The 23,586-nt window shown below is 71.1% G+C and carries 22 protein-coding genes; 9 read left to right on the forward strand and 13 right to left on the reverse strand.

What is annotated here, in order from left to right; all coding sequences use genetic code 11:
* Nucleotides 1-107 precede the first annotated feature (107 nt).
* Nucleotides 108-653, forward strand: a complete 546-nt coding sequence (locus tag ACIQNU_RS09760) for a MarR family winged helix-turn-helix transcriptional regulator (RefSeq protein ID WP_401363423.1) — start codon at nt 108-110, stop codon at nt 651-653.
* Nucleotides 654-749: 96 nt separating this feature from the next.
* On the opposite strand, the gene ACIQNU_RS09765 is transcribed toward ACIQNU_RS09760, so the two are convergent.
* Nucleotides 750-1,364, reverse strand: a complete 615-nt coding sequence (locus ACIQNU_RS09765) for a TetR/AcrR family transcriptional regulator (protein WP_401363426.1) — start codon at nt 1,362-1,364, stop codon at nt 750-752.
* A gap of 169 nt (nt 1,365-1,533) precedes the next feature.
* Between ACIQNU_RS09765 and ACIQNU_RS09770 the strand changes: the two genes are divergently transcribed.
* The 8 genes from ACIQNU_RS09770 (at nt 1,534) to ACIQNU_RS09805 (ending at nt 11,424) form a co-directional block, all read left to right on the forward strand.
* On the forward strand, nt 1,534-2,148 hold the full coding sequence (locus ACIQNU_RS09770) for an NADPH-dependent FMN reductase (protein ID WP_401363429.1): 615 nt from the start codon (nt 1,534-1,536) through the stop codon (nt 2,146-2,148).
* Nucleotides 2,149-2,467: 319 nt separating this feature from the next.
* Complete coding sequence (locus ACIQNU_RS09775; protein WP_401363432.1) at nt 2,468-3,163, forward strand: response regulator transcription factor; 696 nt, start codon at nt 2,468-2,470, stop codon at nt 3,161-3,163.
* Nucleotides 3,164-3,332: 169 nt separating this feature from the next.
* Entirely contained in the window at nt 3,333-4,523 is a 1,191-nt protein-coding gene (locus ACIQNU_RS09780) for an acyl-CoA dehydrogenase family protein (protein ID WP_401363435.1), read from the forward strand.
* Nucleotides 4,524-4,657: 134 nt separating this feature from the next.
* Complete coding sequence (locus ACIQNU_RS09785) at nt 4,658-5,458, forward strand: GNAT family N-acetyltransferase (protein WP_401363438.1); 801 nt, start codon at nt 4,658-4,660, stop codon at nt 5,456-5,458.
* Nucleotides 5,459-5,851: 393 nt separating this feature from the next.
* A complete protein-coding gene (locus tag ACIQNU_RS09790) occupies nt 5,852-8,089 on the forward strand; it encodes a tetratricopeptide repeat protein (RefSeq protein WP_401363439.1) in 2,238 nt (745 codons plus the stop codon).
* A gap of 61 nt (nt 8,090-8,150) precedes the next feature.
* Nucleotides 8,151-9,701: a phytoene desaturase family protein gene (locus ACIQNU_RS09795; RefSeq protein ID WP_401363441.1), complete on the forward strand. Its 1,551-nt coding sequence runs from the start codon at nt 8,151-8,153 to the stop codon at nt 9,699-9,701.
* Between the two features lie 110 nt (nt 9,702-9,811).
* Complete coding sequence (locus tag ACIQNU_RS09800; protein WP_401363444.1) at nt 9,812-10,819, forward strand: zinc-binding dehydrogenase; 1,008 nt, start codon at nt 9,812-9,814, stop codon at nt 10,817-10,819.
* A 68-nt stretch (nt 10,820-10,887) separates the two neighbouring features.
* Nucleotides 10,888-11,424: a GNAT family N-acetyltransferase gene (locus ACIQNU_RS09805; RefSeq protein WP_401363447.1), complete on the forward strand. Its 537-nt coding sequence runs from the start codon at nt 10,888-10,890 to the stop codon at nt 11,422-11,424.
* A 29-nt stretch (nt 11,425-11,453) separates the two neighbouring features.
* Here the strand turns inward: ACIQNU_RS09805 and ACIQNU_RS09810 are convergent, their stop codons facing one another.
* The 12 genes from ACIQNU_RS09810 to ACIQNU_RS09865 all read right to left on the reverse strand — a co-directional run bounded on the left by ACIQNU_RS09810 (nt 11,454) and on the right by ACIQNU_RS09865 (nt 23,564).
* Nucleotides 11,454-11,753: a hypothetical protein gene (locus ACIQNU_RS09810; RefSeq protein WP_401363450.1), complete on the reverse strand. Its 300-nt coding sequence runs from the start codon at nt 11,751-11,753 to the stop codon at nt 11,454-11,456.
* A gap of 48 nt (nt 11,754-11,801) precedes the next feature.
* Nucleotides 11,802-12,647 (reverse strand): HpcH/HpaI aldolase/citrate lyase family protein, encoded by an 846-nt coding sequence (locus ACIQNU_RS09815; protein ID WP_401363453.1) that lies wholly within the window; start codon nt 12,645-12,647, stop codon nt 11,802-11,804.
* A 3-nt stretch (nt 12,648-12,650) separates the two neighbouring features.
* Nucleotides 12,651-14,153, reverse strand: coding sequence for a dihydroorotase family protein (locus tag ACIQNU_RS09820; protein WP_401363456.1), 1,503 nt, complete (start codon nt 14,151-14,153; stop codon nt 12,651-12,653).
* The gene (locus ACIQNU_RS09825) at nt 14,146-15,588 is read right to left on the reverse strand and encodes an MmgE/PrpD family protein (RefSeq protein WP_401363459.1); all 1,443 of its coding nucleotides are present in this window, start codon (nt 15,586-15,588) and stop codon (nt 14,146-14,148) included. The genes ACIQNU_RS09820 and ACIQNU_RS09825 overlap by 8 nt, the downstream gene beginning before the upstream one ends.
* Nucleotides 15,581-16,486, reverse strand: a complete 906-nt coding sequence (locus ACIQNU_RS09830; protein WP_401363461.1) for a cyclase family protein — start codon at nt 16,484-16,486, stop codon at nt 15,581-15,583. The genes ACIQNU_RS09825 and ACIQNU_RS09830 overlap by 8 nt, the downstream gene beginning before the upstream one ends.
* Before the next feature lie 70 nt (nt 16,487-16,556).
* Nucleotides 16,557-17,798, reverse strand: coding sequence for a CaiB/BaiF CoA transferase family protein (locus tag ACIQNU_RS09835; protein WP_401363463.1), 1,242 nt, complete (start codon nt 17,796-17,798; stop codon nt 16,557-16,559).
* Nucleotides 17,795-18,613, reverse strand: a complete 819-nt coding sequence (locus ACIQNU_RS09840; protein WP_401363465.1) for an IclR family transcriptional regulator — start codon at nt 18,611-18,613, stop codon at nt 17,795-17,797. The genes ACIQNU_RS09835 and ACIQNU_RS09840 overlap by 4 nt, the downstream gene beginning before the upstream one ends.
* Before the next feature lie 63 nt (nt 18,614-18,676).
* On the reverse strand, nt 18,677-19,594 hold the full coding sequence (locus tag ACIQNU_RS09845; protein ID WP_401363467.1) for an alpha/beta fold hydrolase: 918 nt from the start codon (nt 19,592-19,594) through the stop codon (nt 18,677-18,679).
* The gene (locus ACIQNU_RS09850; RefSeq protein ID WP_401363469.1) at nt 19,591-20,985 is read right to left on the reverse strand and encodes a M20/M25/M40 family metallo-hydrolase; all 1,395 of its coding nucleotides are present in this window, start codon (nt 20,983-20,985) and stop codon (nt 19,591-19,593) included. The genes ACIQNU_RS09845 and ACIQNU_RS09850 overlap by 4 nt, the downstream gene beginning before the upstream one ends.
* A 64-nt stretch (nt 20,986-21,049) precedes the next feature.
* Nucleotides 21,050-21,832, reverse strand: coding sequence for an SDR family NAD(P)-dependent oxidoreductase (locus ACIQNU_RS09855; protein WP_401363471.1), 783 nt, complete (start codon nt 21,830-21,832; stop codon nt 21,050-21,052).
* Nucleotides 21,829-22,716, reverse strand: coding sequence for an ABC transporter permease (locus tag ACIQNU_RS09860; protein ID WP_401363474.1), 888 nt, complete (start codon nt 22,714-22,716; stop codon nt 21,829-21,831). Before ACIQNU_RS09860 ends, ACIQNU_RS09855 begins: the two co-directional genes overlap by 4 nt.
* A gap of 11 nt (nt 22,717-22,727) precedes the next feature.
* On the reverse strand, nt 22,728-23,564 hold the full coding sequence (locus tag ACIQNU_RS09865) for an ABC transporter ATP-binding protein (RefSeq protein ID WP_401363477.1): 837 nt from the start codon (nt 23,562-23,564) through the stop codon (nt 22,728-22,730).
* Between the last annotated feature and the right edge of the window lie 22 nt (nt 23,565-23,586).

The raw sequence follows: 23,586 nt of genomic DNA on the forward strand, positions 1-23,586 counted from the left end.
CACGGCACGACGACAGACGTCGGACCGAGGCCGAATTAATGTCACCTCGAAATCATTACACGCCGACATCCTTACGTCCAGAGAGTATCTCGGGCTATGCTGGACGCATGAACGAAGCCGACGAAGCTGACGCCGACGCCTGCGGCCCGGACCGCCCCGCCGCCACCGGGACCGGGGCCCCGGCGGCCCCGGACACCGAGCTGCGCCCGCCGAGCCTGCTCGCGCTGCCGTCGTACCTGGTCAGCCATGTCGCCCGGATAGGGCATGACGTGCTGATCTCGGCCGTCGCCGAGCATGATCTGAGGCTTCCTCACTTCGCGGCGCTCACCGCCCTCGCCGACTTCGGGCCCCTGCCGCAGCATGTGCTCGCCGACCGGCTCGGCCTCAACCGCAGCCATCTCGTCGGCTATCTCGACCTCGTGGAGGAGCGCGGCCTCGTCCGCCGCACCCGTGACCCGGCGGACCGCCGCCGCCAGCTCGTGGCCCTCACTCCGGAGGGCGAGCGCCTTCAGAGGCAGCTCCTCGATGTGGCGGAGCGCTCCCAGGAGGGTTTCCTCGGGGAACTCACCTCACTCGAACGCAGCACCCTGATCGAGCTGTTGCGCCGCGTCCTCGTCGCCGACGACCGGACCCACACCCGCACCGGAGGCTGACCCCGGCCCGGCCGTCACGTGCCGGGCACCCCCTGCCTGCCCCCGCCGACGCCGGGCGCCGCCACCCCGCCGCCACGTCCTACCGAACGGACCCCGTCACCGACACAAAGCCCGCTCCGCGGCCCTCACCAGCGACTCCGCGACCTGATCCGCCGTCAACCCCCGCCCCGTGTACAGCAGATCGAAACTGTCGAAGCTCGACAGCAGCCACAGCACGGTCGACGCGTCGTCCGCCGTGACTCCCTCGCGCAGTACGCCCTGCCCGGCCAGCCGCTCGGCGAGCCCGTCCATGCCGGAGGCCCGACCCCGTTCCATCCGCTGCACCGCGCCGCCCACGGCATCCGCGTCCAGTTGGGCCATCGAATACAGCGCACGCATCACATCCCGGTGCGCCGCGTACATAGACACCCCGCCCCGCAGGCCCTCGCGCAGCCCGGCGAGCGCGTCCGGCTGGAGCACCGATTCGACCAGGCCCTGGAAGCCGCCCCTGACCAGCAGATCGGCGCCGAGCGCGTCGAACAGGGCGGTGCGTGAGCCGAACACGAGATACACCGTCGAGCGGGAGACCCCGGCCAGTCGCGCCACCTTGTCGAGGCTCACCTGCTCCGACGGTGCGTCGCGCAGCCGCTCGTACAGCGCGTCCAGGATGCGCCGACGGGTCTCGTCGGCCGCTTGCGCCCGCAGGCGCTGCTCGTACTTCCGGGGGGTCACGGCCGGATCCTAGCATTCGCTTGACACGGCGTCGTGTGAAAGACAATCTGTCCGGTGAAATACAGCCTGTCCGATGAAAATGGACGCAGCCGTGACCGATCGACCTCCCGCACCACCGGCCCTTCCGTACCGGCCCATCCTCCGTACCGATCGACCAAGGAGACTCCTCATGACACGGATCGCCGTCATCCTCGGCAGCACGCGGCCCGGCCGCCGTGGTGCCGCCGTCGCCCGCTGGGTGGACGAGGCCGCGGGCCGCCACCCCGCCGTCAAGTCCGGCGAGGTGACCACCGAGGTGGTGGACCTCGCCGACTTCGGGCTGCCGCTCCTGGACGAGCCGGTGCCCGCGGCCTTCGGCCAGTACGGCAAGGAGCACACCCGGCGCTGGTCCGAGACGATCGCCTCATTCGACGGCTTCGTCTTCGTGACGCCCGAGTACAACCACTCCGTGCCCGCCGCACTGAAGAACGCGATCGACTTCCTGTACGGCGAGTGGCACAACAAGGCCGCGGGCTTCGTGAGTTACGGAGTGCACGGCGGCACGCGCGCCGTGGAGCATCTGCGGCTGATTCTGGGCGAGGTGAAGATCGCGACCGTGGCGAGCCAGGTCGCGCTGCCCGTCTTCACCGAGTTCACGTTCAGCGACCTCACCGACCCGACCGATCCCGGGGTGTTGACGCCCGGTGAGCATCAGGAGCCGGCGCTGCTGAAGATGCTGGACGAGATCATCGCGTGGGCAGGGGCCCTCAAGCCGTTGCGCGAAGCCGGACCGAGTTCCGTATAAGAGACCCGGCGCCGGTACGGGGTGCCGCTCGCCGCCACCCCGACACCCCTGTGTAAACGGGCATCTCTGTCAAATGATTGCGGGCTGGTTCATGCCTCTGTTTACGGAGTGTAGCTTCATATGACTGCAACAGGCTATTTACCCGAATACTCTTTGAATTCGGTACTGCCGGTTTGTAGGTTCGTGGACGAGTTCGGCGTCGCATCATGAACTGAACTAGCCGGGGGAGAACATGTCTCAGTGCTCGACAGAGGCGCTGCTGGAGTCTCACATACCCGCTCAACGCGATCCACGGGGTCCGCAGGCCGTGGTGGAGGACATGCCGGGACCGGCAAGGACGGTTCCCACGCCGTCCGGTGGCTGGCGGATCCTGGTGGTCGAGAGTGACGCGGCCGATGCCAGATCCCTGGTCGACGGCCTGCGCCGGCACGGTCACGAGGTCGGCAGTGTGGAGCGTGGCAGTGCCGCGCTCGGTGCGCACGAGGACGTCGATCTGGTGCTGCTCACTCTCGAACTCCCCGATCTGGACGGCCTGGAGGTCTGCAAGGTCATCCGTTCGGTCAGCTGTATCCCGATGATCGTCGTCACCGACCGGGGCTCGGAGCTGGACTGTGTGCTCGGGCTCCAGGCCGGCGCCGACGACTATGTGGTGAAGCCCTACGGCTTCCGTGAGTTGATGGCGCGTATCGAGGCCGTCATGCGCCGGGTCCGGTCCCAGCGGTCCGTCGCCAAACAGATCCTGCACGGCGATCTGCTCATCGACGTCAGTTCCCGCGAAGTCAGTGTCGACGGCCGGGAAGTCGAGTTGACCCGTAAGGAATTCGATCTTCTCTGTGTGCTCGCCTCGCATCCGGACACGGTGATTCCGCGCAAGCGGCTGCTCCAGCAGGTGTGGGGCGATTCCTGGTCCCGGCGCACCGTGGACACCCATGTCAGCAGTCTGCGCGGCAAGCTCGGCGGGAGTGGCTGGATCGTCACCGTGCGCGGTGTCGGTTTCAAGCTGGGAAACGGCTGACACTCCCTCCCCACCTCCAGGGGCCGGTGGCATCGCGGACCGCGCGACGCCACCGGCCCGTTCCTGTCACCGGCATTCCTAATTTCTGAAACGCGTTCTACTGTGTGCGCCGTCAGGTCCGGGTGCCGTCAGGTCCGGGTCAGCGAGCCAGCGACAGCCAGGAGGCGCCGTGCATCTCGAATACACGCCTGAACAGCAGCGGTTGCGCGTCGAGCTGCGCGCCTACTTCGCGGAACTGGTGCCCGACAACGCCTATGCCCGTTACGAGGATCCGGCGGCGCAGAAGCGGTTCTACCGTGAGACCATCCGCCGGCTCGGCACCGACGGCTGGCTCGGTGTCGGCTGGCCCGAGGAGTACGGCGGGCGGGGCCTGTCGCCGATGGAACAGTTCATCTTCTTCGACGAGGCCGCCCAGGCGGGCGTACCGCTGCCCCTGATGGCGCTGAACACCGTCGGCCCCACGATCATGCGGTTCGGCACCGACGAGCAGAAGGCGTACTTCCTGCCGAGGATCCTCACCGGCGAGATCGACTTCGCCATCGGCTACAGCGAGCCCGACGCCGGTACGGACCTCGCGGCGCTCAAGACCCGTGCGGTCAGGGAGGGCGACGAGACCACCGGTCACTACACGGTCAACGGCCAGAAGATCTGGACGACCAACGGCGACACCGCCGACTGGGTCTGGCTCGCCGTCCGTACCGACCCCGACGCGCCGCCGCACAAGGGCATCACCATGCTGCTCGTCCCGACGTCCGACCCCGGCTACTCCTGCACCCTCATCAACACCCTCGCCTCGCACGACACGACCGCCAGCTACTACGAGAACATCCGCGTCCCCGCCTCGCGCCGCGTCGGCGACGAGAACAAGGGATGGCGTCTGATCACCAATCAGCTCAACCACGAACGCGTCACCCTCGCCGCCCACGGCACCATGGCGATCCGAGCCCTCCACGACGTCCAGCGCTGGGCGATGGACACCAAACTCACCGACGGCCGCCGCGTGATCGACCTCGCCTGGGTCCGCCGGAGCCTCGCCCGGACCCACACCCGGCTCGACGCGATGAAACTCCTCAACTGGCAGATGGTGAACGCCGTCCAGGAAGGCACCCTCACCCCGCAGGACGCCTCCGCCGTGAAGGTGTACGGCTCCGAGGCCCGCCGGGACGCGTACGCCTGGCTCATGGAGATCGTCGGCGCCGCCGGCGGACTCAAGGAAGGCTCGGCGGGCACCGTCCTGCACGGCGAACTGGAGCGCGGCTACCGTTCCGCCGTGATCTTCACCTTCGGCGGCGGGAACAACGAGATCCAGCGCGAGATCATCTCCTGGATCGGCCTGGGAATGCCCCGCGTACGCCGTTGACCGCCGTACCGGCACGCGTGCTGAAGTGGCCTGGCGCCGGGGTGGTTCGAGGGGCGCGGCGGCGAGCGAAGGTGTGGCCAGGAGGAGTATTACTGGACGCGCGTTCTTCAAGCTTCAGCCCTCAAGGAGTTCTGGTGACGGGTCGTGCGGAGTCGGTCGAATCGATGGAGCAGTTGGCCGTGGTCTGGCGGGCCATGGTGCTGGACCGGGACGGGGATGCCGATGTGCGCGACCTGCCGGGCATCGCCGTCCGCTGGGCCGACTGCCGCTTCCCCTTCTGGAACTGCGTCACCCTGACCGATGTCGACGCGGGCCCGGCGCTCGTCGAAGAACGCCTGGGCCGGTCCGTGGACATCATGCGCGCGAAGACGCACCCCGGGTTCCTGTGGCTCTTCGAGGACCTTCTCACCGACGAGGCACGGGCAGGAATGCGGGCGGCGACCGCGAAGGCGGGCCTGGAGTACGCCTTCTCCGGTACCGGCATGGCCGGGGACTTCCTCCCCGTCCCCGAACCGTCCCACCCCGATCTGACGTTCGCACGCGTGACCACCGACGAACAGTTGCGGGCGTACGCGGACCTGAACTCCCGCGCCTACGGATTCCCGCTGGAACACGGCCGCGACGGGCTCCTCGGGTCCACGCTGTGGAAGAACCAGGTGCATGCCTATCTGGGGCTGCGCGACGGCACCCCGGTGACGTGCGCGGGAACGGTCGAAGCGGAAGGCCGTCTTTTCGTCGCACTCGTCGCCACCGCGCCGGAATGGGAGCGCAGAGGGTACGGCGAGGCGGTGACGCGGAAAGCCCTGCACGAAGGCGCCAAGTCCTCCGGCCTGATCCGCGCCACCCTGCACGCGACCGCGGCCGGAGCGCCCGTGTATCCCCGCATCGGCTTCCGGCCGAACACACCGGTGCACTTCTACGGCCTGAAGAACTGAACCCTTCTCGCTGCGTTCGCCCTCCTGCTCGGCTCCGGCGCGAGCGGTGCCGGTGATTGCCGCACCCGGACATTGTGCGGGCGATGTCACGGCTCGGCCCCCTTGGCCGCCCGGCCCCGTTCAAACTCGGCACGTAGGCCGCCATACTGGACAGGCCAGGGGTGGGCGCGTAGGTCGTGTCTGACGGATATCCGTGGGTGAAGGAGCGGCGTTCGGTGCGTGCTCTCGGTGTGCCGCGCGGAAGTCCTCGATGGGGGTCCCCCCTGGTCCTCAAGACCTTGGGGGAGGCGCTACGTGGGCTTTCGTGCGGTGCGGCGAGAGTGCGTGCCGGGCGTCGCGACGCCACGGAGATCCGTCAGACACGACCTAGTAAGGGGAGGGCGACGGCGGGACATGGGGGACAGCAGGCTGATCCAGGGCCGCTACCGGCTCCTCGAACTGATCGGGCGCGGCGGCATGGGCGAGGTGTGGCGTGCGCGGGACGAGTCGCTGGGCCGTCGCGTCGCCGTCAAATGCCTCAAGCCGCTGAACCCGCACCACGACCCGTCGTTCACCGGCGTGCTCCGCGAGCGCTTCCGGCGTGAGGCGCGGGTCGCCGCGTCCCTCCAGCACCGGGGCGTCACCGTCGTCCACGACTTCGGCGAGTCCGACGGCGTGCTGTTCCTCGTGATGGAACTCCTCGAAGGGCGCAACCTCGGCCAACTCCTGGAGGACAACAGGAACCGCCCGCTGCCCGTCGAGGACGTCGTCGACATCGCCGACCAGGTCGCCGCCGCCCTCGCCTACACCCATGAACAGGGCATCGTGCACCGGGACCTGAAGCCCGCGAACATCATGCGGCTGGCCGACGGCACGGTGAAGATCTGCGACTTCGGCATCGCCCGGCTCGGCCACGACATCGGATTCACCTCCCGCCTGACCGGCACCGGCATCGCCATGGGCACACCGCACTACATGTCGCCGGAGCAGATCGGCGGCGCCGAGGTCGACCAGCGCAGCGACCTCTACTCCTTCGGCTGCGTACTGTACGAAATCGCCACGGGCGCCCCGCCGTTCGACCAGGACGACGCCTGGGCCGTCCTCGTCGGCCACCGCGACACCCCACCGCAGCCGCCCCGCCGCCACCGCACCGAACTCCCCGGCTACGTCGAGCGGATCATCCTCGACCTCCTCGCGAAGGAGCCGGCGGCGCGCCCCGTCGACGCCCGCGAACTCGGCCGCCGGATCGGCGCGGGCCGCACCGCCGGGACGTACGTTCCTACGGTGACGAGCCCCCCGGTCGGTACGGGACCGGCGCACCGCCCCGAACAGCCGCCGTCCCGTGAGCCGCGGCTGCCGTCCTGGACGCGGGGGATGACCACCGGGCACAAGGCGACAGGCGCCGCACTGCGGCTGACGCCGCCCGACCCGGCCGCCGGACTCACCGGCGAGTGGATCCCGCGCGCCGACACCCGCCGCACCGCGCTGCCCGCTCCGCCGGAGCGGCCGACACCGTCACCGGAGACCCTGGCCGTCCTCGTCTCGCGGCACAACGCGGGCCTCAGCCTCGGCCGCCTCGGCCGCTGGGCGGAGGCCGGAGAGGTCCACCGCGCCGTCGCCGCCGAGCGGGAACACGTCCTCGGCCCCGACCACCCCGACACCCTCGCCAGCCGCTACGAGGTCGGCTTCACCCTCAGCCGCACGGGCCGCGCGTCCGACGCGCTGCGCGAGTACGGGCGGGTCGCCGAAGGCCGCGAGCGGGTCCTCGGCGCCGACCACCCCGAAACCCTCGCCGCCCGCCAGGAGATGGCGTACGTCCTCGGGCAGCTCGACCGCCACTTCGACGCCCACCAGGTGTACACCTCCGTGCTCGCCGCCCGGGAGCGCGTCATGGGCGCCGACCACCCGGACACCCTGCGCTGCCGCCACAACCTCGCGTTCAACCTGAGCCGCCTCGGCCGCCTGGAGGACTCGTACCGCATGGCGACCGAGGTCGCGGCGGCGCGCGCCCGCGTCCTGGGCGCCGACCACCCCGACACCCTCGTGACCCGGTACGAAGTCGCTTACGCGCTCGGCCAGTTGGGGCGCTGGACCGAGGCCCTGGAGACGTACCGCGAGGTCGCCGACGCGCGCGGCCGGTCCCTGGGGCCCGACCACGCGGACACGCTCGCCGCGCGGTACGAGGTCGGGATCAGTCTCGGGCGGCTCGGGCGCAGCGCGGACGCCCTGACGGTGTACCGGGGTCTCGTCGCGGACCGCGCCCGCATCGGTGGCCCCGCGGACCCCGAGACCCTGCGGGCCCGGCACGGCCTGGGCGTGAACCTGGGACGGCTGGCCCGCTGGGAGGAAGCGCTCGCCGAGGCCCGCGACGTGTCCGCGATCCGCGAGCGGGTCATCGGCGCGGACCACCCCGACACCCTCGTCAGCCGCCGCGAGGTCGCCGTCGCACTGGGCTGGCTGGGCCGCTGGGCCGACGCCCTCGTCGAGTACCGCCGGGTGGCCGCCGCCCGCGAGCGGGTCCTCGGCCCCGACCACGCCGACGCGCTGGCCGCCCGCAACGACGAGGCGCACTGCCTGGAGCAGCTGGGACGCGGCGAGGAAGCGGTCGAGCTGTACCGGATGGTGGCGACCCGCCGCCGGCGCGGAGCCTGACCGGAGGGAGCCCGTGACGGGTGCCCCTGGCCTCGCCCGACTCCACGTGTTACCAAGAACCATGCCTGCTCAAGACGCGTACGACGCCGTGATCGTCGGTGGTGGCCACAACGGTCTGGTGGCCGCCGCCTATCTGGCCCGCGCCGGCCGCACGGTCCTGGTGCTGGAACGGCTCCCCGCCACCGGAGGCGCCGCCGTGTCCACGCGGCCCTTCCCCGGCGTGGACGCGCGCCTCTCGCGCTACTCGTATCTGGTGAGCCTCCTGCCCAGGAAGATCGTCGACGACCTCGGGCTCACCTTCCACGTCAGGAAACGGACCGTGTCCTCGTACACGCCCACCGAGCGGGACGGCCGGCCGACCGGGCTGCTCGTCGGCGGCGGCGCGGACCGTACCCGCGCCTCCTTCGCGCGGCTGACCGGCGGTGACCGCGAGTACGACGCCTGGCTCGCCTTCTACGACATGACCCGGCGCGTCGCGGAACGCGTCTTCCCCACGCTCACGGAGCCGCTGCCCACCCGCGACGAGCTGCGCGCACGCGTCGCGGACGACCGGGCCTGGCAGACCCTGTTCGAGGACCCGATCGGCGTCGCCGTCGAGGACACCTTCCGCGACGACCTGGTGCGCGGGGTCGTCCTCACCGACGCGCTCATCGGCACCTTCGCCGACGCCCACGACCCGTCGCTGCGCCAGAACCGCTGCTTCCTGTACCACGTGATCGGCGGCGGCACCGGCGACTGGGACGTGCCCGTCGGCGGCATGGGCGCCTTCACGGATGCCCTCGCCGACGCGGCGCGCACGGCGGGCGCCGAGATCGTCACCGGGCACGAGGTGACCCGCGTCGACACCGACGGACAGCGCGCGGATGTGACCTTCACGACGGCGTCCGGCGAGGGCAGGGTCGCCGCACGCCACGTCCTCGTCAACGCGTCCCCACGCGACCTGTCCGCCCTGCTCGGCGAGGAGCCACCGCCCCCCGCCGAGGGCGCGCAGCTCAAGGTCAACATGCTGCTGAAGCGGCTGCCGAGGCTGCGGGACACGTCCGTCGACCCGCGCGAGGCGTTCGCCGGCACCTTCCACATCGCCGAGGGGTACGGCCAGTTGGCGTCCGCGTACGGCCAGGCCGCCGCCGGTGAACTGCCCGCCGTGCCGCCGTCCGAGATCTACTGCCACTCGCTGACCGACCCGACGATCCTCGCCCCGGACCTTGTCGAGCGCGGCTACCAGACGCTCACCCTCTTCGGCCTCCACACCCCTGCCCGGCTGTTCCGCGACGACAACGACGCCGCACGCGCCGCGCTCCTGAAGTCCACTCTGGCCGCGCTCGACGCACATCTCGCCGAACCGGTCGAGGACGTCCTCGCCACGGACGCCGACGGCCGCCCTTGCATCGAGGCGAAAACCCCACTCGACCTCGAACGCGACCTGCGGCTCCCCGGCGGCAACATCTTCCACCGCGACCTCGCCTTCCCCTACGCCCAGGAAGGCACCGGCCGCTGGGGCGTCGAGACCCGGCACGCGAACGTCCTCCTGTGCGGCGCCGGAGCGGTACGCGGCGGCGGGGTCAGCGGCATCCCGGGCCACAACGCGGCGATGGCGGCCCTGGACGCGTGACCGTCGGGCCGGTCCGCGTGGCCGCCGAAGTCGCGGCGCTTCTCGTAGGCTGAAACGGCGGTGGGCCGTGGTGCGTACGGCATCCGCCGCACAGAACGGAGGAGCTGGCGATGGCGACAGTGGCCGGCACCATGAGGGCCGTGGTCCTCGACGCACCGGGACCCCCCGAGGCCCTGCGCGTACGGCGGATTCCGATGCCCGAACCGGGTCCCGGCCGGGTCCGGATCAAGGTGGAGGCGTTCGGTCTGAACCGGTCCGAGCTGCACACCCGCCTCGGCCTGGCGGAGGGCGTCACCTTTCCCCGCGTACCGGGAATCGAGGCGGTCGGCGTCGTGGACACCGACCCGGACGGCCTACTGGAGCCGGGGCAGCAGGTGGCGGCCCTGATGGGCGGCATGGGCCGCGTCTTCGACGGTGGCTACGCCGAATACACCGTGGTGCCCCGCACCCAGATCGTGCCGTTCCGCTCCGCGCTGCCCTGGGACGTGCTCGGCGCCCTGCCGGAGACCCTTCAGACCGCGTACGGCTCGCTCACCACCGGCCTCGACCTGCACGCCGGACAGGCCCTGCTCATCCGCGGCGGCACCTCCGCGCTCGGCCTGGCCGCGGCGGCGCTCGCGAAGGACCAGGGCGCGACCGTGCTCGCCACCACACGCGACCCGGCCCGCCTGGACTTCCTCGCCGCGCACGGAGTCGACCATCCGCTCCTGGACGACGGGAAGGTCGCGGACCAGGTGCGGGCGGTGTTCCCCGACGGGGTCGACGGCGCGCTGGAACTCGTCGGCACCCCGACGCTGCCGGACACCCTCGCGGCCACACGCGTCCACGGCACGGTCTGTTTCACGGGCATGCTGTCCAACCAGTGGATCGTCAAGGACTTCTATCCCGTGTCGTATCTGCCGAGCGGTGTGCGACTCACCGCGTACGCGGGTGACGCGGCGGATCTGCCCGCGCCGGTCCTGCAACGCTGCCTGGACCGCGTGGCGACCGGCGATCTGACCCTCGGTCCGATCCACGTCTACGCGCTCGACGAGATCGCCGACGCGCACCGCGACCTGGAGAAGGGGCACCACGTCGGCAAGCTGGTGGTGCGGACGACTGCGGATTCGTCGCCGTGACCACTCACAGCGCGATCGCCCCAGCAGGACCGACCGCGAGAACACCGCTCACAAGAATTCGGAACCCCGTGACAGATCCCCGCATCCCGGCCACCGAACTCGCCACCCGCCGACTCGACCTCCTGCCACTCCAGGTCGAGCACGCCGACGAGATGGCCGGCGTCCTGTCCGACCCCGCCCTGCACACCTTCATCGGCGGCGCCCCGGAGCCCCCGGACGCCCTGCGCGCCCGCTACCACCGCATGGTGACCGGCTCACCCGACCCCGCCGTGAGCTGGTGCAACTGGGTGCTCCGTCTCCGCGACGAAACATGCCTGGCAGGCACCGTGCAGGCGACGATCGGCCCCTCTCCCGACGGCCGGCAGGCCGAGATCGCCTGGGTCGTCGGTACGAGGTGGCAGGGGCGAGGTCTCGCCAAGGAGGCAGCGATGGCGCTGACGGCCTGGCTGGAACGTCAGCCGATCGACGTAGTCGTGGCACACGTACACCCCGACCACGAGGCATCCGCAGCCGTCGCCACAGCCTGCGGCCTGACCCCCACGGACCGCACGCAGGACGGCGAGATCAGATGGGAACGGACGCTGGGCAGCGGCGAATCCGGGTGAGCGGGCATGGACTTCGCCCCTCGGGTGGATCAGACGTAGTTGACCGGACACCGCTGGCGGAGCGCGTGCTCGGCGGCGCGGAGGTACAGCGCCGTGTAGAACGCGGCATCCAGATCCTGGGCCCAGGCGCCGGGAGGGTCGGTGACAGCCTCGACCTCGTCTAACCAGAGGCCGAGGTTGTCACAGTAGCGAGGCACCCCCGGACCAGGTGGGGGGCAGGGTGGGAGACCGCGCTTGGCCAGCTCGGGGTCGAGCAACCGTGCGGCCGGCGCCAGGATGTCTTCGTCCGACCATTCGTCGGAGTCGACGCTGCATAGGTACGTTCCCATGCGGCGAATGTACGACCCGGCACTGACAACGCCGCACCGCGGACACCCTCACCCCGCGCCCCCGGCGGCAGCCAGTATCCGGCGGGCGCTGCGCATCACCGCCTCGTCTATCATCCGGCCCGCTTCGTCCACGGCCACGCCCGAACCGGCCGATTCGAAGCGGGCCACCAGTGCGCGGGCCCGATCCAGTTCGGTGGCGGTCGGGGTGAACACCTCGTTGACGACGGGGATTTGTGCGGGGTGGATGCAGGCTCGGCCGCCGAAGCCGAGGCGCTTCAGTGCCGCCGTCGAACGGCGCAGCGCGTCCAGGTCACGGAAGTCGGTGCTGACCGGGCCGAGCGGCGCCGCCAGACCGCCGGCCGCGCAGGCCAGGACGAGGTGCGACCGGGGCCACAGCAACTCCCGTTCGTCCGGGCCGGGTTCGATGCCCGTGTCGGCGCGCAGATCGGCCTCGCCCAACTGCATCCGCGTCACGCGCGGCCCTCGGGCGATGAGCGGCGCGGACAGCAGCGCCGCCGCGCTCTCCAGCAGCGGGCAGAGCGCGATCCAGGGAGCAGAGGACAGCGCGTCGGCCACGGCGGTCAGATCGCCGACCGTCTCCGTCTTGGCCACGATCACGCCGTGCACGGCGGGCAGTGCCACCGCGCCGAGGTCGGTCAGCCCCTGGGGACCGGGGTTGATCCGGATCCAGACCTGGGGCCCGGTCCGGGAGCCGGTACCGGAACCGGCCGGCGGAAGGCCCGCCAGCCACTCCGCACTGGTGGCACGGGCACGCTCCTTGGCGCCGGGCGCGACACCGTCCTCCAGGTCCACGATCACCGCGTCGGCGCCCCGGTCCGGGGCCTTGGCCAGCATGTCCGGCCGGTCACCCGGCACATACAGCGCGGATCTCACCCGTCAGCCACCGGTCGGGCGGTGCAGATAGGACCCGCGGGGCTCCCCGGTGATCTTTCCGTCGGTGAGGACGCGGTTGCCCCGCAGGAAGGTGTCGGTGACCTGGGCGGTCAGCTCGAAGCCCTCGAAGGGCGTGTACTCCTGCGCGGACTCGGATGCGGCGGCGCGGACGGTCCAGGTCCGGTCCGGGTCGACCAGCGCGATGTCGGCGTCGAATCCGGCGGCGATCCGGCCCTTGGTGGGCAGGCCGTAGCGCTGTGCGGGGTTCCAGGCCGTCAGGGCGGCGATCCGGCCGAGGGACAGCCCCCGCCGGGTGCCCTCGGTGACCATGCCGGGCAGCAGGTACTCGGCGCCGCCGAAGCCGGACTTGGCGAGGAAGACGTCGTCCCGGGGCTCGCCGAACTTCACCTCGTCGCGGCAGCACGCATGATCGGAGACGACCCAGTCGACGGTGCCGTCCAACACGTACTCCCACAATGCCTCGACGTCCTCGCGGGGCCGCAGCGGCGGGTTGACCTTGCCGCCGATGCCGTGCGCGGTGTCGATGTCCGCGAGCAGATGGCCGACCGTGACCTCCCGCCGGAAGTCGATGTGCGGGAACGCCCTGCTCATGCGCACCGCCGCGTCGACCGCCTTGCGCGAGGAGAGGTGCAGCAGGTTGATGGTGGGCAGACCGGTCTCGTGGGCGAGGTAGGACGCGATGGAGACGGCCAGGCCCTCGGAGTGCTGCGGGCGGGACGCGCTGTACGCGGCCAGCCCTGTCAGGTCGCCGGCCTCCTCCACCATCTTCGTGTACGCCGTCATGATCTCGGCCGTCTCGCAGTGCAGGGACAGCGAGATCTGGTCGGCGATCTCGGGGAACTCCTCGCGGGCCGCCTGCACACCGCGCATCACGAACTCGAAGTGGGCGTAGTCGTAGCGCTCGCCCTCCGGCGTCATCAGGAAGGAACTCTGATCGGCGGAGCGGCCGTGCAAGCCATGGCTTCCGTAGAACATGAACACCTTGAACGAGGTGACACCGTGCTCCCGTACCAGACCGGGGATCTCGGCGATGTGGCCCTTGGACATGGGGGCGAGATGGAAGGCGTAGTCCACATGGGCCCGGCCCGCCGTCTTCTCCAGCACCTCGGGGAAGAACTCGGCGTACGGGCCGCCCTTGTTGAGGTAGTACTGCCCGGTGCGCATATAGGTCAGGGCGGAGGTGACGCCGCCCTGGGCGCAGGCGCGGCTCTCGGCGGCGGCGTCCTCGTCCAGCGGGTGGTAGATGCCCCAGTGCTGGTGGGCGTCCACGACGCCCGGGAAGGCCAGCTTCCCCCCGCCGTCCACGACCTCACGGGCAGCGGTGACATCGATGCCGGGCGCCACCTCGGCGATCTTCCCGTCGCGGACGGCGATGTCGGCGCTCAGCGGTTCGTCCCGCTCGTCGGTGACGACCCGGACGTTCTTCACCACAAGGTCGTACACGGGGGCGGACTCGGCGGCGTGCTCGGATGCGTACTCAGTCATGATGGCCTCCTGCCACGGGGTTCAGCTCGGCCACGGGCCGGAGCAGGTCTTGGATGCGGTCGAGTTCACCGAGGCGCAGGCCGCGCTCCATCACGAGGTCGACGGCCGCGTCGGACAGCCGCCCGGACACGTTGTCGCGGAACTTCAGGGCGAGTTCACCGTCCGACAGCGGGCGGCCGGGACCGCCCCGGTTGCTGAGCACTTCCTCCCGCCACTCGCGGCCGTCGGTGTCATGTGCCGTGAGCACCGCGGGGAACTGCGCGGGGAAGATGCCGGTGGCCGTCTCGTCGGCGACCACCTCCACCTTCGCCATGAGTTCCCGTCGGGCCGGGTCCCGGGCGAGTGCGTCGGTGAAGTCGTCGAGGCCGAGGCCGAGTCCACCGCCTCCGCCGAGGAGTCCGGCGGCGACCAGATAGGGGCCGGAGAACTGGGCCTGGTAACCCGTCTCGGGCGCCCGCTTGCGCTCGATGGGCTGACCGATGGTGCGGATCACCGGCGCCGGCACGCCCAGCACCAGGCGCTCCACCCGGGCCGGGTCGAGCCCCTGCGCCCGCAGCGCCATGGCGGCGTCGGCGGCCGTGTGCGTGAAGTGGTTGGCCGGGTACGGCTTGAAGAAGATGCCCGGTACGGCCCACTCGGTGCCGAGACCCCCGGTGACGGCCGCCGGATCGTAGGCGCCGTGCAGGAACGCCTCGAAGAAACCGAAGCGGCCCTCCAGGACGGTCGGCGGTCCGGTGAAGCCGCGGCCCACCAACTGGGCGGCCGTGACGGCCGACTGCGCGGCCAGACCGCAGTGCAGCCGTTTGACCGTACCGCCCGTGCGGTTGGCCTCGATGATGCCGCCGGCCATGGAGGCCGCGACACCGAGGACGTCCACCAGGCCGTCGGACGACAGGCCGAGCAGCAGCCCGGCGGCGACGGCCCCGCCGAGCGCACCGCAGATCGAGGTGGCGTGCTGGCCGTGCTCGAAGAAGGTGGAGTTGCCGGACTCCTGGTCGTAGCCGGCCATACCGAGGCGTACGCACACCTCCAGGCCCACGGCGATCGCCCGGATGGTCGCACGGCCGTCGGCGCCCGCCGTCTCGGCCGCCGCGAGGGCGGCGGGCACGACGGAGGCGCTGGGGTGCAGCACGGACGGCAGGTGGGTGTCGTCGTAGTCGAGGGAGTGGGCGAGGACGCCGTTCGCGAGCGCGGCGAGCGGCGCGGGCACGAGTGTGTGGCCACCCCCGACGACGGTGGCCTGCGGCCGGCCGCCCTGCTCCCGCACCTGCGCGACGATCGCCGCCGATGTGGGCAGCCGGTGGGCGGCGACACACAGACCGAGCACGTCCACGACGCGCTTGCGGACGCTGGCGGTGACCTCGTCCGGCAGGCTCTCGTACGAGGTGTCGGCGGCGAAGTCGGCGAGCTGCCGGGCGAGAGTGTGCTCAGCCATGACCGTCCCCGACCGCCCGACCGTTCACCACGGCCGCCGATCCCCCCACCACGGCCAGCGGACGCACGGGCGACCCCGTGGCCCCGAACAGCGGCAGCGGCGACAGCACGAAAGTGAACTCGTACACCCGCTCAGCCGCGATCTCCTCCAGGTCCAGGGTCTCGATGATGTAGATCCCCGCCTCCACCAGCAGCACCCGGTGGGCCGGCAGGCTGCTGTGGCCCGCGCCCGGGGCCAGCCGCTCGAAGGCGATGGAATCCGCGCCGGCCGCGTGCACCCCGCGCGCGGCCAGCCACCGCGCGCCCGCCTCACCGACACCCGGAACACCCGAGTCGTGGCCCACGAAGGTCTCGCGTACGGGCGCGTCGAACTGCCGCCCCCAGCCGCTGCGGACGAGCACCACGTCACCGCGCTCCACACCGGTGCCCTGGAGACGTTCGGCGGCCTCCAGGTCGGCCGGGGTGATCTCGTAACCGGGCTCGCAGACCTCGGCGCCGAGCGCCGCCGGTATGTCCAGCAGCACACCGCGGCGCACCATCGGGGCGATGGTGTGGACGCCGTGCTCGGCGTACAGACCGCCCTCGCCCGCGGCCCGTGCGTCGGCCCCGCCGTGCAGCTTGCCGTTGTGGGAGACATGCGCCAGGGCGTCGATGTGCGTGCCGACATGGGTGCCCATGACGAGCATGTCGTTCGCCGCCGAACCGCCGTCCGCACGCACCCGGTCGCCGTGCCGGCGCGGCAGGGTGTGCCAGTACGCGGGGTGGTTCGGCGACTGGGGCATCCCCGTGTAGAGCCGGCGGCCCAGGTCGAGGACCCGTACCCCCTCGCGCACCGCTGCCAGCAGCGGGTCCCGGGGGCCCGTGCGCGCGGGTTCGGTGATGGATGCTGTGGTACTCACGTACGTCCCGTCCTTCTCTCGGTGGTGCTGTGTGCTGCCGTGCGCCGCCCGGCGGCGGCCCGGGTGCGGCTCAGGAGACGACCCCGCGTTCCCGCAGGTCGGCCAACTCCTCGGCTCCCACACCCAGTTCTCCGGCGAGTACGTCGTCGGTGTCGGCCCCCTGCGCGCGTCCGGTGAAGCGGATCTCGCCGGGGGTCCTCGACATCCGCCACATCACGTTGTGCATGAGCAGCGGACCGAAGTCGTCGTCCTCGACGGCGGTGAGCATGCCGGTGGCCCGCACATGGGGGTCCTCGACCAGGTCCCGCGCGTCGTAGACGGGCGCCACCGCCGCCCCGGCCGCGGTGAACTCGGCGACGACCTTCTCGCGGGTGCGTTCGCCTATCCAGCCCCCGACGACCTCGTCCAGCAGGTCTGCGTGCGCCGCCCGGCCCGCTCCGCTCGCGAACCAGTCCTCCTCGACCAACTCGGGGTGGCCCACCAGCCGCAGGACACGTTCGGCAATCCGCTGCGCACTGGTCGAGACGGCGACCCAGTGGCCGTCGCAGGTGCGGTAGGTGTTGCGCGGGGCGTTGTTGGTGGAGCGGTTGCCGTGCCGGTGCTGGACGGTGCCGAGCTGGTCGTAGACCGTCGGCGCGGGGCCCACGGCGGCCATGATGGGCTCGATCAGACTCAGGTCGACCACCTGGCCCCGGTGGTGCGGGTCGCGCTCCCGGTGGTACAGCGCCATCGTGGCGGCCGAGGACGCGGCGATCCCGCAGATGGTGTCGGCGAGGCCGAACGCGGGGAGCGTGGGCGGGCCTTCGGGGTCGCCGGTCAGATGGGCGAAGCCGCTCATCGCCTCGGCGAGGGTGCCGAAACCGGCCCGCGACGCGTAGGGGCCGCTCTGTCCGAAGCCCGTGACCCGGACCACCACCAGGCCGGGGTTGATCCCGTGCAGGACGTCGGGCCCCAGACCCCAGCGCTCCAGGGTTCCCGGGCGGAAGTTCTCCACCAGCACGTCGGCGCCCGCCACGAGACGGCGGAAGAGAGCGGCGCCGTCCGGGTCGGACAGGCTGAGGCCGACGGTGCGCTTGTTCCGGGAGATCTCCTTCCACCACAGCGGTACGCCGTTCTTCGACTCGCCGTGTCCCCGCATCCCGTCCCCGGCGACCGGGTGCTCGATCTTGATCACGTCGGCGCCGAAGTCGCCCAGCAGTTGAGCGCAGAGCGGACCCGCGAGGATGGTGGAGGCGTCGATGACCCGGATGCCCTGCAACGGGCCCGAGCCCGGGGCGCTGTCGTGGGGCGCGGCCTGCGCCGGTGTCGTCATGGTGTGTCCTTTCGTTCCCCGGCGGTGTCCCGTACGGCGCCGAGGTCGGCGGAGATGTCGGCGGCGGCCCGTGCGACCCATTCACCGAGCTGACGGCTGCCCGCCTCGCTGAACATGTTCTTCGTCCCGCAGACCGACACGGAGCCGACGACCTGACCGATCGGCCCGTGCAGAGCGGCGGCCACACTGGCCGCCTCCACCTGCCGCTCACCGACACTCACCGCGTAGCCGACGGCGCGGATCGTGGAGATCTCGTCGCGCAGGGTGTCAGCCGATGTGATGGTGGCGTCGGTGACGCTGTCCAGGCTGTGGTGCGCGATGTAGTCCTCGCGCTCGGAGTCGGGAAGGGCGGCCAGGATGGCCTTCGACGAGGAACCGGCGTGCAACGGGTGGCTCGTGCCCAGCGCGACGGACATCCGGATCTCCTGACGGGACAGCACCTGGTCGACGTACACACGTGACCAGCCCTGCCGGATCGAGAGGGTCGCGGTCTGCCCGGTGCGCTCGGACAGCGCCACCAGATGCCGGTGGGCGATGGAGGCGATGTCGAGTTCACGCATCGCGGCGAGCCCGATGTTCAGGGCGCCCGGACCCATCCGGTAGACCTTGGTCTCCTCGTCGAAGGCGAGGAAGTTGCCGGCCACCAGCTCCCGCAGGATGCGGTGCGTCACCGCCTTCGGCAGGCCGGTCTCCCGAGCGATCACCGAGACGCCCTGTGCGTGCGGGGCGCGGCCAATGGCGTCGATCACCGCGAGCGCGCGGGCGATCCCGGAGCGGTTGCGGTTCGACTGCTCTTCGGTGTCATCGCTGGTCATGGGGTTCCTCGGTCGGTCGGCCCGCCTGTGCGGGGTCTGCGTGATGGGGCACGGCGGGTGGCGTCAGGCGTCGCCGGTCACCTCCGTGGTGACCTCGATACTGCCTCTGCCTGCCCCGGAGTCGGGGACATGGGTGTGCGCCAGGACATGGGCGGCGACGGCGTCCGCGAACTCCTGCGGCTTCTCCTCGGCGACGAAGTCCGTGCCGCCCGTGATACGGACCAGCGGCGCGTCCGGGAACGCCGCGGTGACGACGTCGTTCATACGGTCGAGGACGTCGTCGCCGCCGTGCAGGAGCAGCGTCGGTACGCCCTTGAGGGCTTCGGTGTCGGCCCGGTGGGCGAAGACGGCGCGGTAGGCGACTCCGTAGTCCGGGCCGACGCTGAGGTATTCGGCGACCTGGCGGCTGCACGACTCGGCGGAGATCGTGGGGTAGAGCCAACGGATCCGGTCCCACACGACCTTCAGATGGCCGCCGTCGATGGCGGGGGTGTAGCCGGGCGCGTAGCCGGCGGCCTTCTCGGCGCGCTCCTCGTCGCCGTAGAGCGGAATGCCCTGGAAGATCAGGCTCAGGACGCGGTCGCGCCGCGCCCGTGCCGCCTCGGCGGCGATGATCGCACCGGTGTGCTGGCCGAGGAAGTGCACCTGTTCCAGGCCGAGTTCACCGACGATCCGCCACAGCGCCTCCGCGTACTCCGGGATGGACCACGGGCCCGGTGCGGAGTCCGACATGCCGAAGCCGGGGATGTCGATCGCGACGGTGTGCAGTCCGTGCGCGGCGAGCGCGGCCATGGCCGGCTCGTAGGTCGCGGAGGACAGCGGCGACTGGTGGACGATGACCAGCGCGGGGCCGTGCGCGGCGCCGGAACGGCGGTAGTGGACCTGGCCCCAGGGCAGTTCGAGGTACCCGCGGTGCGAGGCGCCCTTCATGTGGGTGGCCTGAGCCGACGGGGTGGCTCGGGTGGCGGCCTGGATGTTCACGCGGTCGTCACCGCCAGCGCCGCCATGATCCGGACGACGTGCTTGATGCCCATGCGGTAGTCCTCCAGGCGTATGTGTTCGTTCGGACCGTCGATACCGGCGTCGGCGCGGGAGACACCCACGCCCACGATGGGCAGACCGGCCAGCACGCCCTGGTTGCCGATCCACTGCGTGTACGGCTCGACGAGGGGTTCGGCGCCGTAGGCGGCGCGCGCGGTCTCCGCGACGAGAGCCACGAACGGGTCGGTGTGGTCGGTGAAGTGCGGTGCGCTGGTGGCCATCACCGCGACGGCGATGTCCCCGAAGCCCGCCTCCACGAGATGGGCGCGGACCGCCGCCAGCACCCGGTCCGGGTCCTGGCCGGGCACCAGACGGATCTCGACCTTGGCGGTGGCGGTGGCGGGGATGCCGAGGGTGACGTCGTCCGTGGTGTCGCCGCCCTCGACACCGGTGACGGTGAGGGTCGGGACGGTACGGATGGCGACGGCCGCCTCGGTGTCGCTCAGACCGCCCCGGAAGGCGTCGACACCGGCCCGGTCCTTCAGGAACGCGCCGTCGAACGGCATCCGCTCCAGCAGGGCGCGCTCCGCGTCGGTGGGGACCCGGGCGTCGTCCGCGAAGCCCTTCACGGCGGGGGTGCCGTCGGGGTGGACGAGCGCGGCGAGCGCGCCGGTGAGCCGGGTGGTGGCGGACGGCAGCAGCGCGGTGTTCTGGCTGGTCAGTTCGCGGGTGAGAGGGGCCGAGGTGAGCCGCAGGTAGAGGATGCCCTTCTCGCCCAGCTTCAGCAGCGGACGGCCCTCACCGTCGCACCAGGAGTTCTCCCACAGGGCCGCGTCGGCGGCGAGCCGGTCCGTGTGCGCCGCGACGAAGCTGCCGAGCCCGGGGCTGTGCAGCCACTGCTTGCCCTCCATGATGTACCGGCTGGTGACCGGGGGTTCCTGACCCGACAGCCGCCAGACGGCCGCGGCGTGCACCCGCGACATCAGGGCGCCCTTGTCGTCGGCGACACCCCGCGCGTACAGCCGCCCGTCGTGGATCGCGGCGGCGTACGGCGGGCTGATCCACCGGGATTCGTCGCCGGTCGGCTCGACCTCGACGTCGTAGTGATTGAAGTGGAGGAGACGCCTCCCACCGCCACCAGCCGGCTCACCGTCACCCCGCCCACCTCCGATCTCGGCGAGGACGTACGGATGGGAATGCTCCCACCCGATGACATCGGCGGTGCCGCCCCAGCGCTCCACGGAGTTCTTGAGGAACGCGGCCGTGGCGGCCATCTGTTCGGGCTCCTGGCGCCTGCTGCGGATGCGGCAGAGTTCCTGGAGTTCGGCGACGAAGGTGTCGAAGTGCTCGTCGACCGCTGCGAGGGCGGCGTCGAGATCGAACTCGGGCATGCGCGGTACTCCTTTCGGGACACACGGTCGGCATGTACGTTTCAGGCACGAGTCAGGTGGCCGGTCAGTGGATGAGGACTCCTCCGTCCACGAACACCGTGTGACCGGTCGTCATGGCAGCCGCCGGGCTGAGGAGATGGGCGACGGTCAGGGCGACCTCGCGGGCGCTCGCCATACGGCCGAGCGGGATGCTCGCCATCTTGTCCGCCATGTACGCCTCGTCCGCCCGGACGTCCTCCGTCATGCCGGTCGGCACGATCGTCGGGCCGACCGCGTTGACGCGGATGCCGTCGGGCGCCCACTCCAGGGCCAGGACGCGGGCCATGTGCATCACGCCCGCCTTGCTGACGCAGTAGCCGAGGCTGTCGAGTACCGCGATGCGGCCGTTGGTGGAGCCGATGTTGACGATGCTGGCCCCGCCCGCGGCGCGCAGTGCGGGGTAGGCGGCGCGGGACATCCGGAAGGTGCCGGTGAGGTTGGTGTCGATGACGCGCGTGAAGTCCTCCTCGTCCAGCGTCGCGGCAGGGCCCCTGCCGACGATCCCGGCGTTGTTGACGAGGTGGTCGAGGCGGCCGTGCGCGGCAAGGACCTCCTCGACCGCGCGGGCGCACGACTCGGCGGAGCGGACGTCCAGTCGGTGCCGGGTGTGCGGGCCGCCGGTGGGCAGGGCGTCGTCCCACCGGTCCTCGGGGACGATGTCGGCGACGGCGACGGTGGCGCCCAGTTCGGCGAGCCGTACCGCGATGGCGGCGCCGATACCCCGGGCGGCCCCGGTCACCAGGGCCACCCTGCCGTCGAAGTGGACGGGGTCGGTGAAGGGGGCGGGGTCGGTCTGCACGGTGCTCACGCTCCGATCACCGTGTTGTCCTCGGCCCAGAAGGCGAAGCGCTTTTGGGCGGTACGGATGAGGAAGTGCGCGATCAGACCGAGGACCGAAAGGACCACGAGGACCGCGAACATCCCGGCGATGTCGAAGTTGTAGTTGGTCTGGAGCAGCAGATACCCCAGGCCCTCCTTCGCGCCGATGAACTCGCCCACCACCGCGCCGAGGATCGCGAAGACGATGCCGATGTCGAGTCCGGCGAAGATGAACGGCAGGGCGCTCGGCAGCCGCACCCGGCGGAACACGTCGAACTTGCTCGCCCCGAACACGGTCAGCATCTGCACCCGGTCGGCGTCCGCCGACCGCAGCCCCTCGACCACGTTGACCAGCATCGGGAAGAACGAGATGACCGCGGCCATCACGACCTTGCTGGTCATACCGAAGCCGAACCAGACCACGAACAGCGGTGCGAGGGCCACCTTCGGCACGGTCTGGAAGGCCACGATGTACGGCATCAGGGTCTTCTCGACCAACCTGATCTGGGAGATCGCGGTGCCGAGCAGCAGAGCCGTGCCGACCCCCAGCGCGAAGCCGTACAGCGACTCCAGCAGGGTGACCTTCATATGCGTCCAGAACATCGCGTCGGACAGCTGCGTGCCCAGCGCCTCGACGATCTGGCTGGGGCGCGGCAGCACGTACTCGTCGACACCGAGCGCGGGGACCAGGAACTGCCACAGGAGGACGACGGCCACGAAGACACCCGGAACCAGCACCCACTCGGGGTGGTCCCGCAGGTCCCGCCGGCCACGGGCGGCGGCCTTCACGTCCGGGGCGGGCGTCCCGTCGTCCCGTGCGGCGGGCACCGATCCGGCGCCGCCCTGGTCCTGGGCTTCCTTGGTCGTCGTCATGGGCGGCCTCATCAGTCGATCACGCTGTGGGCGTGGAAGTACTTGCGGATCCGTTCGACGTAGACGCCGGCCCGGTCGGAGGCCATGACGCTGAGGTCGCGCGGGCGTTCGAGATCGATGTCGATGACCTCCGCGATCCGGCCCGGACGCGGGCTGAGGACGACCACCCGGTCGGAGAGGAACACGGCTTCGGGGATGGAGTGGGTGACGAGGACGACGGTCTTGCCGCTCTCCCGCCAGATCCGCAGGAGTTCGACGTTCATGTACTCGCGCGTCATGGCGTCGAGCGCGCCGAACGGCTCGTCCATGAGCAGGACCGCCGGGTCGTGGACCAGCGCCCGGCAGATACCGGCCCGCTGCTGCATGCCGCCGCTCAGCTCGTCCGGGTACTTGTCCTCGAACCCGCCCAGGCCGACCATCTGCAACAAGTCACCGGCCCGGTCCCGGTAGACGGTCTTGTCGAGCCGCTGGATCTCCGCCGGCACCATCACGTTCTGCAGGATGGTGCGCCACGGCAGGAGGGTTGCCGCCTGGAAGACCATGCCGACCTCGGGCAGCGGACCCTCCACGTCCCGCCCGGCGACCCGGACCGTCCCCTCCGTCTTGGGGACGAGCCCGGCGAGGATCTTCAGCAGCGTCGTCTTGCCGCAGCCCGAGGGGCCGACGACCGAGATGAACTCACCCCGCCGCGCCGCGAAGTCGATGGCGGACAGCGCATGGGTGGGTTCGGACTTGCGGGGCCGGTAGACCTTGTGCAGACCGGCGATTTCGATCCAGCGGTTCTCGTCCGCCTCCGGAGCGGCGGCTGCCACGCTCTGGCGGCGACGACCGAGAGTCTTCATGGCCATGGTGGCCCCCTGCCTTCCTTCT

It is taken from the genome of Streptomyces sp. NPDC091292 (assembly GCF_044757265.1).
Taxonomy (GTDB): Bacteria; Actinomycetota; Actinomycetes; order Streptomycetales; family Streptomycetaceae; genus Streptomyces.

What these genes read in the sequence shown, in the direction of transcription:
- ACIQNU_RS09860 (WP_401363474.1), bottom strand. Translation starts at nt 22,716, where the DNA reads ATGACGACGACCAAGGAAGCCCAGGACCAGGGCGGCGCCGGATCGGTG.
- ACIQNU_RS09800 (WP_401363444.1), top strand. Translation starts at nt 9,812, where the DNA reads ATGGCGACAGTGGCCGGCACCATGAGGGCCGTGGTCCTCGACGCACCG.
- ACIQNU_RS09850 (WP_401363469.1), bottom strand. Translation starts at nt 20,985, where the DNA reads ATGCCCGAGTTCGATCTCGACGCCGCCCTCGCAGCGGTCGACGAGCAC.
- ACIQNU_RS09795 (WP_401363441.1), top strand. Translation starts at nt 8,151, where the DNA reads ATGCCTGCTCAAGACGCGTACGACGCCGTGATCGTCGGTGGTGGCCAC.
- ACIQNU_RS09810 (WP_401363450.1), bottom strand. Translation starts at nt 11,753, where the DNA reads ATGGGAACGTACCTATGCAGCGTCGACTCCGACGAATGGTCGGACGAA.
- ACIQNU_RS09775 (WP_401363432.1), top strand. Translation starts at nt 2,468, where the DNA reads ATGCCGGGACCGGCAAGGACGGTTCCCACGCCGTCCGGTGGCTGGCGG.
- ACIQNU_RS09865 (WP_401363477.1), bottom strand. Translation starts at nt 23,564, where the DNA reads ATGGCCATGAAGACTCTCGGTCGTCGCCGCCAGAGCGTGGCAGCCGCC.
- ACIQNU_RS09825 (WP_401363459.1), bottom strand. Translation starts at nt 15,588, where the DNA reads ATGGCTGAGCACACTCTCGCCCGGCAGCTCGCCGACTTCGCCGCCGAC.
- ACIQNU_RS09770 (WP_401363429.1), top strand. Translation starts at nt 1,534, where the DNA reads ATGACACGGATCGCCGTCATCCTCGGCAGCACGCGGCCCGGCCGCCGT.
- ACIQNU_RS09835 (WP_401363463.1), bottom strand. Translation starts at nt 17,798, where the DNA reads ATGACGACACCGGCGCAGGCCGCGCCCCACGACAGCGCCCCGGGCTCG.
- ACIQNU_RS09820 (WP_401363456.1), bottom strand. Translation starts at nt 14,153, where the DNA reads ATGACTGAGTACGCATCCGAGCACGCCGCCGAGTCCGCCCCCGTGTAC.
- ACIQNU_RS09790 (WP_401363439.1), top strand. Translation starts at nt 5,852, where the DNA reads ATGGGGGACAGCAGGCTGATCCAGGGCCGCTACCGGCTCCTCGAACTG.
- ACIQNU_RS09840 (WP_401363465.1), bottom strand. Translation starts at nt 18,613, where the DNA reads ATGACCAGCGATGACACCGAAGAGCAGTCGAACCGCAACCGCTCCGGG.
- ACIQNU_RS09760 (WP_401363423.1), top strand. Translation starts at nt 108, where the DNA reads ATGAACGAAGCCGACGAAGCTGACGCCGACGCCTGCGGCCCGGACCGC.